Here is a 10,543-nt window from a genome sequence, read left to right on the forward strand (position 1 = left end):
GTGCCGGTTACGGTGGCCTGGGCCATGGCGCCGACCCCGGTCGTAAGCTCGGGCCATGCCAACGGCCAAGAGGAAGCCCCGCGTTTACAACGTCGACAAGACCCGCACCGCCGTTCTGGCCCAGTTCGGCAACGTACGGAAGGCGGTCGAGACGCTCACGCCCGAGCACCTCGACGGTCCGACGCGGCTCGGGGACTGGACCGTGCGGGAGCTCGCCGCGCACATCACGATGGCGACGAGCGCTGTCGCCCGCGGGCTCGCCGCGGCCGGGCCGGGCAAGGCCGAACTCCTGCCGCAGGACTGGCCGATGACCTCGGCACCGCACGCGCAGGACATCGCCGAGTACGTGACCGGGCTCGCGGCGGACCACGACCTCGCCACGCTCTACGCCAACGCCGAGCAGAGCCTCGAACAGGCCCTCGCGGAGCACGAAGGCGACGCACTCGTCGCCAACCGCACCGGCCACATGACGCTCTCCGACTACCTGGCCACCCGCACCGTCGAGCTGATCGTCCACACCGACGACCTGAACGACGCCGTGCCGGGCCTCGACGTCCCGTACGACCGGCAGGCCCTGGCCGCTTGCACCCGGATCCTCGCCGACGCCCTCGCCACCAAGGCCCCCGGCGCCTCCACCGAGGTCCGGATCCCGCCGTACGCCGTCGTCCAGTGCGTCGAGGGCCCCCGGCACACCCGCGGCACCCCGCCGAACGTCGTGGAGACCGACCCGCTCACCTGGATCCGGCTGGCCACGGGCCGTACGAGCTGGTCGGCGGCGGTCGAGGACGCGCTGGTGAGCGCGAGCGGCGAGCGGGCCGACCTGGCCGGACTGCTGCCGATCATGGCGTGATGCGCACGGGACGCGCGGTCGGCCGGAACCGGAACGCGGACCGCCACGTCCCATTGCCATGCTCACGCTACGTACATCCCGTACACGTGCCCTGATCACCACCGCCGCCCTGCCGCTCGCCGCGCTGGCCACCGTGACCGCGTGCGGCGACCAGCAGGCGCCCGGCGCCAAGACGGCCGGGGCGGCCCCGATAACCGGCGTCCACTGGAGCGTCCAGAGCGTGACGGTGGGCGGGAAGACGACGAAGGCCCCGGGCAGCGCGTACCTCGAATTCGTCTCGGACGAGCGGGTGCGCGGCAACTACGGCTGCAACCACTTCGACGCCGAGGCGCAGGTCACCGGGGACAGCGTCGACCTCGGCAAGGCGAAGCGGACCATGATGCTCTGCGAGGGCGACGACGTCCGCGCCTTCGAGAAGACCCTGGCCGGCGCCCTCGCCACCAAGAACACGATCAAGTCCGCCGGCGACAAGAACGACCGGCTGACCCTCACACGGGCCAACGGCGACACCGTCACCCTCGCCGAACAGCGCGACGCCCAGCTGGTCGGCACCAAGTGGAACGTCACCAGCCTCAGCGCCGACGACACCACCCGCTCCCTGCCGAAGGCCGCGCAGGGCAGGGCCCGGCTCGTCTTCGACAAGGACGGCCACGTCAGCGCCCGCCTCGGCTGCAACAGCGGCCGCGCCAAGGCCACCGTCACCAACGGACACGTCACCTTCGGACCGCTGGCCGGCACCCGTATGGGCTGCATCGGAGCGGCCGCCGAGGTCGAGAAGACGATGCTCGACGTCCTGAAGAACAAGGCGTCGTACGACATCCAGGGTGACGCCCTCACGCTGAAGAAGCCGAACGGCTCCGGCATCGGGCTCACCGCCGCCGGCGGGTGACCGGACCTCAACACATCAGGACGGATACGGGAGCAGCTCTCCGTCCGTCTTCTCCCACACCGCCTTCAACTCGGCCAGCAGCTTCGGCTCGTCGGCCGACCGGTCCGCCTGCTCGCGCCGGTCGGCCGCGAGGTTGAACAACTGGTCGGTGCCGCCGGTGCCCCGGTAGTACTTCCAGTCGCCGCGCCGCACGGCCCGCTCCCCGCGCACCCGCCAGAACAGGTCGCGTTCCGCCAACTCCGCGCCGCGCAACAGATATCCGGCAAGGCTGGTGCCGTCCAGGGGGTACGACCTGTCGGCGCGGGCCCCACCGATCTCCAGCAACGTCGCCGTCCAGTCGGGGGTGAACACCGGCTCGTGGCTGACCTGCCCGCCGTCGATACGGGCCGGCCAGCGCACGATCGTCGGCACGCGGATGCCGCCCTCCTGGAGGGACGACTTGTTGCCGGACAGCGGCCAGTTGTAGGAGAAGCGCTCACCGCCGTTGTCCGAGGCGAAGAAGACGAGCGTGTCCTGCTCCTGTCCGGACTCCTTCAGGGCCGCCAGGACCTGTCCGATCGAGCGGTCCAGGTCCTGCACCATCTCCGTGTACTTCTCGACCGATCCGCCGTCGTCGTGGAAGAGGGCCCGCTGGTCGCCCGCCTTGATCTTCCGTACGACCTCGGCGCTCGCCTCCTCGTCCCCGTCGGCTATCCACGGCCAGTGCGGGGTCGTGAAGTTGAGGTCGAGCAGCCACGGCTGGTCACCGTGGTCACGGCGGACGTACTCGCTCGCCCGCTCGGTCAGGATCCGTGTGTAGTACCGCAGGTCCTTGTACTCGGCGTCGCCCTCCTTCACCTCGCCCTCGTAGAGGTCGTACTCGCCGCCGAGGCCCAGCTTCGAGTAGTACTCAAGGGCCCCGCCGAAGTTCCCGAAGAACTCGTCCCAGCCGGACTTGGTCGGCGAGTGGTCCGGCAGGTAGCCGCAGTGCCACTTGCCGATCAGCGCGGTCGCGTAGCCGGCGCCGCGCAGCAGCGAGGCGAGCGTGGGGTGGTTCGGGTCGAGCCCCACGGACCGGTCGGCGATCGGCTCCGCGAGCCCGCCCTTCGTACGGCCCGGATAGCGGCCGGTGTAGAGGCTGAACCGGGTCGGCGAGCAGGTCGCGGAACCGCTGTACGCGTCGGTGAACCGGACGCCCTGGCGTGCCAGGCGGTCGAGGTTCGGAGTCTTGATGTGCGGGGCGCCGTACGAGGAGAGGTCCGCCCAGCCGAGGTCGTCGCCCAGGATGAACAGGATGTTGGGCCGCCGTGACGCGCGTCCGGCGGCGGCCCTGAAGGGCGCCTCACGGGGCTCGGCCGCCTGTGCGGTGCGGCTCGTGGATCCGACTCCGGCGGCGGCGACGGTGGCGACGGCCGCCCCGCCGAGGGCGCGACGGGACAGGCGAGAGGCATGCGAAGGCATGGGGTCTCCGGGGTGATGGGGCCGCCGGGGCGGCATGCGAAGTACGCGCCTCAGCAGGGCGCGGATGCATGGAGGAGCGGCCCCGGCGCAGGGTGCGGGAGCCGCGGCCGACGTCGGACGGACGTCAGCGGCGGAGGAGGATCACACGCAGAGACAGATCGCGCTCGCGACACGGACCAGGTCGACGTGGCGGCGCTCCACAAGGGTGACCGCACGGTCACGGAGTGGCTGCATGGGCCAGGACTCTGCCGAGACTGACGTACACCTGTCAACCACGCGTCCCGCAGTGCGGACGAGGCGATGAGTTGAGTCACATCCGCCCCGGTCAACCCGCGTAGCCCCAGTCCCCAATTCGGACCACCGGGGGATCACGACTACACTCAAAGACGTGCCACGTGGTGACGGTCGACTCAATCACGACCTGCTCCCCGGCGAGAAAGGCCCCCAGGACGCTTGTGGCGTCTTCGGTGTCTGGGCTCCGGGTGAAGAGGTCGCAAAGCTCACTTACTTCGGGCTCTACGCCCTCCAACACCGGGGTCAGGAATCCGCGGGAATCGCGGTCAGTAACGGCTCCCAGATCCTCGTCTTCAAGGACATGGGGCTCGTTTCCCAGGTCTTCGACGAGACCTCTCTAGGCTCGCTCCAAGGTCATATCGCGGTCGGTCACGCCCGCTACTCGACCACCGGGGCCTCCGTATGGGAGAACGCCCAGCCGACGTTCCGTGCCACCGCGCACGGTTCGATCGCCCTCGGGCACAACGGCAACCTGGTCAACACGGCGCAGCTCGCCGAGATGGTCGCCGAACTCCCCAAGGAGAAGGGCCGCGCGAGTCAGGTCGCGGCCACCAACGACACCGACCTGGTGACGGCCCTGCTCGCGGGGCAGGTCGACGAGGACGGCAAGCCGCTGACCGTGGAAGAGGCGGCCGACAAGGTGCTGCCTCAGGTCAAGGGCGCCTTCTCGCTCGTCTTCATGGACGAGAACACGCTGTACGCCGGCCGTGACCCGCAGGGCATCCGCCCGCTGGTCCTCGGCCGTCTGGAGCGCGGCTGGGTCGTCGCGTCGGAGAGCGCCGCTCTCGACATCTGCGGCGCCAGTTACGTCCGCGAGATCGAGCCGGGCGAGTTCGTCGCCATCGACGAGAACGGCCTGCGAACGTCCCGATTCGCCGAGGCAAAGCCCAAGGGCTGTGTCTTCGAGTACGTGTACCTGGCCCGTCCGGACACGGACATCGCGGGCCGGAACGTGTACCTCTCCCGGGTGGAGATGGGCCGCAAGCTCGCCAAGGAAGCCCCCGCCGACGCCGACCTCGTCATAGCCACACCGGAATCCGGGACTCCGGCCGCGGTCGGCTACGCCGAGGCCTCCGGCATCCCGTTCGGCAACGGTCTGGTGAAGAACGCCTATGTCGGGCGCACGTTCATCCAGCCCTCCCAGACGATCCGCCAGCTCGGCATCCGTCTGAAGCTGAACCCGCTCAAGGAAGTCATCAAGGGCAAGCGTCTTGTCGTCGTCGACGACTCGATCGTGCGCGGCAACACCCAGCGCGCCCTGGTCCGCATGCTCCGCGAGGCCGGCGCGGCCGAGATCCACGTGCGGATCTCCTCGCCGCCCATCAAGTGGCCCTGCTTCTTCGGCATCGACTTCGCGACCCGCGCGGAGCTGATCGCCAACGGCATGACGGTCGAGGAGATCGGCACCTCGCTCGGGGTCGACTCGCTTTCCTACATCTCCATCGACGGCATGATCGAGGCGACCACCATCGCCAAGCCGAACCTCTGCCGTGCCTGCTTCGACGGCGAGTACCCGATGGACCTCCCCGACCCGGAGCTCCTCGGCAAGCAGCTCCTGGAGACGGAACTGGCCGCGGGTCCCGCGTCCACGGCCGCGTCCGACGCGATCCGTCGCCCGTAGGCCTCCTCGTTCTCGTATTCACCAAGCGAAAGATCCCAGGCAATGTCTGAGACCCAGTCCTCCGGTGCCTCCTACGCGTCCGCGGGCGTCGACATCGAAGCCGGCGACCGCGCCGTGGAGCTCATGAAGGAGTGGGTGAAGAAGACGCAGCGCCCCGAGGTCCTCGGCGGCCTCGGCGGCTTCGCCGGCCTCTTCGACGCCTCCGCCCTCAAGAAGTACGAGCGACCGCTGCTGGCCTCGGCCACCGACGGCGTCGGCACGAAGGTCGACATCGCCCGACAGCTGGGCGTCTACGACACGATCGGCCATGACCTCGTCGCGATGGTCATGGACGACATCGTGGTGTGCGGCGCCGAGCCGCTCTTCATGACCGACTACATCTGCGTCGGCAAGGTCCACCCCGAGCGGGTCGCCGGCATCGTGAAGGGCATCGCCGAGGGCTGTGTCCTCGCGGGCTGCGCCCTCGTCGGCGGCGAGACCGCGGAGCACCCCGGGCTGCTCGGCGCGGACGACTTCGATGTCGCGGGCGCGGGCACGGGCGTGGTGGAGCGCGACAACCTGCTGGGCCCGGATCGCATCCGTACGGGTGACGCGGTGATCGCCATGGCGTCCTCCGGTCTTCACTCGAACGGGTACTCGCTGGTCCGCCACGTCCTCCTGGAGCGCGCGGGGATGGACCTGGGCGAGCACGTCGAGGAACTCGGCCGCACGCTCGGCGAGGAGCTCCTGGAGCCGACGAAGATCTACTCCCTGGACTGCCTCTCGCTCATCAGCACCGCCAGGGTGCACGCCTTCAGCCACATCACGGGCGGCGGCCTCGCGGCGAACCTGGCCCGCGTGATCCCGGACGGCCTGCACGCCACGGTCGACCGCTCCACGTGGACCCCGGACCCGATCTTCGACCTGGTCGGAAAGAAGGGTCAGGTCGAGCGCCTGGAGCTGGAGAAGACGCTGAACATGGGCGTCGGCATGATGGCGATCGTGCCGCAGGAGTCCGTTGAGGTCGCCCTGGCGACCCTGGCGGACCGCGGCGTGGACTCGTGGGTGGCCGGAGAGATCGTCGAGCGCGGCGAGCACACCACCGGCGCCGAGCTCACCGGGGACTACGCCAAGTAGTCCCCGCGGGGGCGCCCTCGCCCCTTGCACGGACAGCTGTACGGACAGCACAAAACCCGGTCCGGCGTGGTGACCACCCCGGACCGGGTGAAGTGCAGCGACTGCGACGCCGCTGACGCGTTACGAGGTCAAGCGCCGCGGCGCTGTGACGAAGGACCGGACTCGCCGTCCTCGTCCTCATTCTCGTCGTACGTATCCGCGTAGCGGGCGTACGGGTCGTCTTCCTCGTCGTCATCCTCGAAAGGCTCGCCGTTCGGCGGCTGATTCGATACTGGATCCGACGTGGATGCGCCTAGCTCGTTGGCCAGACGCGACAGGTCTGTCCCGCCGCTGTTGTACTTCAGCTGGCGGGCGACCTTCGTCTGCTTGGCCTTGGCCCGGCCGCGCCCCATGGCTCGACCCCCTCGGTGATGGGGCTTCATGGCCCCAGAGTCTTGACACGCGTACATGATCTGGAACGGACTCCCCGCAGGGAGACCGGTCCGTAGGGCTTCCACGGTACCTGAGCCCACGCCCATACGGTACGTCGCCCGCAGGACGCGCCTGCGCGCAGGACCAGCCAGGAGCCCTTTCCTCGCTGGTCAGCTGCGATTTTAACCTCTTCCTGACGAGCGACCCGCCGAGGGGCGTGATGCTCGTTACGCACCGGACCTCATCAGCCCCGCCCGCGTGCCTCGGCCATCCGCTGCTCGGCGATCCGGTCGGCCGCCGCGGCCGGCGGAATGCCGTCGGTCTTCGCGCGAGCAAAGATGGAAAGTGTCGTGTCGAAGATCTTCGCGGCCTTCGCCCTGCACCGGTCGAAGTCGAAGCCGTGCAGCTCGTCGGCGACCTGGATGACGCCGCCCGCGTTCACCACGTAGTCCGGCGCGTAGAGGATCCCGCGGTCCGAGAGGTCCTTCTCGACGCCCGGGTGCGCGAGCTGGTTGTTGGCCGCGCCGCACACCACCTTCGCGGTCAGTACCGGCACGGAGCCGTCGTTGAGCGCGCCGCCCAGGGCGCAGGGCGCGTAGATGTCGAGCCCCTCCACGCGGATCAGGGCCCCGGTGTCGGCGGCGACCGCGACCTCGGGGTGCCGGTCGGTGATCTGCCGCACGGACTCCGCGCGGACATCGGTCACCACGACCTCGGCGCCGTCCTCCAGGAGGTGCTCGACGAGGTGGTGCCCCACCTTGCCCACACCGGCGACGCCGACCCTGCGGCCGCGCAGCGTGGGGTCGCCCCACAGGTGCTGGGCGCTGGCCCGCATGCCCTGGAAGACGCCGAAGGCGGTGAGTACGGAGGAGTCGCCCGCGCCGCCGTTCTCGGGCGAGCGCCCGGTGGTCCAGCGGCACTCGCGCGCCACGACGTCCATGTCGGCCACGTACGTACCGACGTCGCACGCGGTCACGTACCGGCCGCCGAGCGAGGCGACGAAGCGGCCGTAGGCGAGCAGCAGCTGTTCGCTCTTCACCGTGTGCGGGTCGCCGATGATCACGGCCTTGCCGCCGCCGTGGTCGAGCCCGGCCATGGCGTTCTTGTAGGACATGCCGCGCGCGAGGTTCAGCGCGTCGGCGACCGCTTCCTGCTCGGAGGCGTACGGATAGAAGCGCGTGCCGCCGAGGGCCGGGCCCAGGGCGGTGCTGTGGAGGGCGATGACGGCCTTGAGGCCGCTCGCGCGGTCCTGGCAGAGCACGACCTGCTCGTGGCCGCCCTGTTCGGAGTGGAAGAGGGTGTGCAGGACATCGCCGGTCGGATCGGTCACTGTGGTGACTCCCAAGTACATAGCGGCGGTTGAGCGGATTCCCGTGCGGGTGGCGGGCGTCCGACATGGTGTGTGAGCAAGAGATTAGAGCGTGGCGGTGCCCGGCATCGGCGCAGTGCGGAGGATCACCCTCTCGCGCCGCGTCACCGCCCTGTGACCGAGTGGGACGATGGGCAGTGTTTTCCAGTCGGTGGGTGGGGGAGGGAGCAGCCGTGCCCAAGATGTCCTCGGTGTCCGTCCCGTACGCGGCGTATCTGCGCGTGTACGAGCCCCTCGCAGCGTTCCCGCAGCCCGAGCGCGGTCATTGGGAGCGCTACGCGAAACGCGAGAGCCTCCCCTCCTATCAGGATGAATTGCGCCGTTCTTTGGCTGATCTGTTGCCCACGCCGCCGGTGCCCGTGCCGGTGCACGAGAGCGACGACGCGTTCGTGATCGTGATCGACGGGGTGGTGTGCGTCTGCCCCTGGCGCACCCGGCTGCGCGGCTGGCAGGCCATGGACGAGCTGCCCGGCGAGCTGCCGGCCCCGGTCCTGGACGCGGCGATCCCCCTGGTGGTGCGCCGGCAGTCGGCCGCCGATTACGACCGCTGGCTGGAGCGGAACCCCGACGCCAGGCCCTGGATCCGTACGTCCACGTGGCAGGTGCCGATCAACTGGTTCGTGCTGGTGTCGGACGGCGAGCGCGAGTACGAGCAGAAGAGCGACGAGGACGAGGCGGAGGGCGTCGGCGTCCCGCGGCTGCGCTACCGCACGCCGATGGTGCAGGCGAGGCGCCGGGTCGCGCGGAGTCTGAAGGCGCTGAAGGACTCGATCGAGGAAGGGCCGCTGATCGACGGCCTGGTAGATGTGGGGCGCTGGCTCGAGGAGTTCCACCCCCGTTCGTACGTCGAGCTCGACTACGGCGGGCTCGTGCACGCCCTGTCGCGGGAATTCCTCGAGGAGGACCACTCGGCGGCGGATGTGGCCGAGGGCATCGCGGCGCTGCGCGTCGGTGACGAGGACGGTGCGGGAGAGGCGTACGCGAGGCTTGTGGAACGCTGGCGGTCGGCGCGGGACAGGGAGTTCGCGAACTGAACCCCCAAGTGAGGCCGCTCACACAGACCTTCGGGACCTACGTCCCGATCCGGGCTTTTGCCTCAAGCGTGATGGACAGCACTTACGGGGACCTTGCGCCCATCACCCCTCCTCGTGCCAAAATAGGACAAGGAGTCCGGGGAGGGCTCCTTCCGTCCAACTAAGTCCAACCATGGACGGATTACTCGGTATTGCACTGCCGTTGGGGGGTCTGATGGCTCCTGATCGCTCTGTGACTGATCGTCACTGTGGCGTGACTGTCCGCTATGGCATGGTCCATCGGCTTCCGTCGCTGATGAACACCTGGGAGGGCAATTCCATCGGTTTGGCCGACGTGGCTGGACGGATGGTGTAGTTGTAGTGCCGAGGACAAGCCGTTCGTCCTATAACCGACTCGACTCGCGTCCGCCATTTCGGGCAACGCGGGTCAAGGTGCAGAATTTAGAGGAATGAACCGAGAAGGTTCGGTTCTCCGAGGAGGCCGCTCATGACCGCTCGCACCCCTGATGCCGAGCCGCTGCTGACCCCGGCTGAGGTCGCCACTATGTTCCGCGTCGACCCCAAGACGGTCACGCGCTGGGCGAAGGCTGGCAAGCTCACGTCGATCCGCACGCTCGGCGGACATCGCCGCTACCGCGAGGCCGAGGTCCGCGCACTGCTTGCGGGTATCCCGCAGCAGCGCAGCGAGGCCTGAGGCGCCGCATAGCGCAGCAATACGGGCGTTTCCGGGTCCCCCAACCTGCCGACGCCCACCCATAGCTCCACCCGACGCGGGTCCTGCCCCAACAGGACTCCTTCTTATGAAGAGCGCCGAGGCGTCATCTCAACTGCCTCATGCAAGCGTCGTTCGATCGCGCTGGACTCCGCCGGGTCCAGCGCGATCTTTTTTGTGCGCGCGGGCCGGCCCCTGGTGGGGGTTCGTGTGTGCCCCTGTGGCTCCCTGTCGGGGATGGTGCAATTGCACATATTAAATTGAGCCGTTGTAGGGAGGGGGTAAGAAACGGTGTTTCCAAAACAAGTTCGGTGACACCCGTCACAGGCCCTGTCGCTTGTTGCAGGTGACGCCCTTGCGCTAATGGGCTCCGGCCCCGGTGTGCACTTCCGCCCGCGACGTCGACTCTCCCCAGGCTGCCACCAGTTGAGGGCCCACAGGGCCGCCTTTGGTCACCCCTTCGAAGGACTTTCGCCCCCACCACCCTCGCAGGCCCTCCTGTGGCGCTACAGGGGCCTTCCTGGGGGCTCCCTGTGCGTACTCAAGCCCCGCCGCACCCATCAAGCCCCGCCGGCGATTGACGCGCGGGGTCCGGGGCAGCGCCCCGCAACCGCAACGAAAGAGGCCCGCACCGTTACGGTGCGGGCCTCATCTACTGCGGTCCTGACGGGATTTGAACCCGCGGCCTCCACCTTGACAGGGTGGCGAGCACTCCAAACTGCTCCACAGGACCTCGTTTCGCTGCGCTGTTACTGCGTTGCGCTGCGAGACAGGACTCTACAGCAGCCCAGGCCGTGCGGTCGAACT

At 69.0% G+C, this 10,543-nt stretch carries 10 protein-coding genes and 1 tRNA gene; 6 read left to right on the forward strand and 5 right to left on the reverse strand.

The features are described 5' to 3' along the window. The first annotated feature begins 55 nt into the window (after window positions 1-55). Window positions 56-850, forward strand: a complete 795-nt coding sequence (locus tag ACWD2L_RS32545; protein ID WP_351336872.1) for a maleylpyruvate isomerase family mycothiol-dependent enzyme — start codon at window positions 56-58, stop codon at window positions 848-850. A gap of 58 nt (window positions 851-908) precedes the next feature. Further along, complete coding sequence (locus ACWD2L_RS32550) at window positions 909-1,739, forward strand: META domain-containing protein (protein WP_351336870.1); 831 nt, start codon at window positions 909-911, stop codon at window positions 1,737-1,739. A 15-nt stretch (window positions 1,740-1,754) separates the two neighbouring features. Here ACWD2L_RS32550 and ACWD2L_RS32555 read toward each other — a convergent pair whose 3' ends face one another. Then, entirely contained in the window at window positions 1,755-3,179 is a 1,425-nt protein-coding gene (locus ACWD2L_RS32555) for a sulfatase family protein (protein WP_351336867.1), read from the reverse strand. Window positions 3,180-3,320: 141 nt separating this feature from the next. Beyond that, window positions 3,321-3,413 carry a putative leader peptide gene (locus ACWD2L_RS32560; RefSeq protein ID WP_351336865.1) on the reverse strand — a complete coding sequence of 31 codons (93 nt, stop codon included), beginning with the start codon at window positions 3,411-3,413 and terminating at the stop codon, window positions 3,321-3,323. A 154-nt stretch (window positions 3,414-3,567) separates the two neighbouring features. On the opposite strand from ACWD2L_RS32560, the gene purF reads away from it, so the two are divergent. Both purF and purM read left to right on the forward strand, forming a co-directional pair. Further along, window positions 3,568-5,094: an amidophosphoribosyltransferase gene (purF, locus tag ACWD2L_RS32565; protein ID WP_351336862.1), complete on the forward strand. Its 1,527-nt coding sequence runs from the start codon at window positions 3,568-3,570 to the stop codon at window positions 5,092-5,094. Between the two features lie 42 nt (window positions 5,095-5,136). Continuing rightward, on the forward strand, window positions 5,137-6,210 hold the full coding sequence (gene purM / locus ACWD2L_RS32570; RefSeq protein ID WP_351336860.1) for a phosphoribosylformylglycinamidine cyclo-ligase: 1,074 nt from the start codon (window positions 5,137-5,139) through the stop codon (window positions 6,208-6,210). 128 nt (window positions 6,211-6,338) lie between these two features. On the opposite strand, the gene ACWD2L_RS32575 is transcribed toward purM, so the two are convergent. Next, window positions 6,339-6,602, reverse strand: coding sequence for a DUF3073 domain-containing protein (locus ACWD2L_RS32575; RefSeq protein ID WP_351336882.1), 264 nt, complete (start codon window positions 6,600-6,602; stop codon window positions 6,339-6,341). 263 nt (window positions 6,603-6,865) lie between these two features. Beyond that, window positions 6,866-7,951, reverse strand: a complete 1,086-nt coding sequence (locus ACWD2L_RS32580; protein WP_351336858.1) for a Leu/Phe/Val dehydrogenase — start codon at window positions 7,949-7,951, stop codon at window positions 6,866-6,868. Window positions 7,952-8,163: 212 nt separating this feature from the next. On the opposite strand from ACWD2L_RS32580, the gene ACWD2L_RS32585 reads away from it, so the two are divergent. Both ACWD2L_RS32585 and bldC read left to right on the forward strand, forming a co-directional pair. Beyond that, window positions 8,164-9,024: a hypothetical protein gene (locus ACWD2L_RS32585; protein ID WP_351336855.1), complete on the forward strand. Its 861-nt coding sequence runs from the start codon at window positions 8,164-8,166 to the stop codon at window positions 9,022-9,024. A gap of 487 nt (window positions 9,025-9,511) precedes the next feature. Then, on the forward strand, window positions 9,512-9,718 hold the full coding sequence (gene bldC / locus ACWD2L_RS32590) for a developmental transcriptional regulator BldC (protein ID WP_003949541.1): 207 nt from the start codon (window positions 9,512-9,514) through the stop codon (window positions 9,716-9,718). Window positions 9,719-10,394: 676 nt separating this feature from the next. Here bldC and ACWD2L_RS32595 read toward each other — a convergent pair. Then, window positions 10,395-10,469: transfer RNA gene (locus tag ACWD2L_RS32595), tRNA-Asp, on the reverse strand. Window positions 10,470-10,543: the final 74 nt, after the last annotated feature.

It is taken from the genome of Streptomyces sp. NPDC002754 (genome assembly GCF_053592315.1).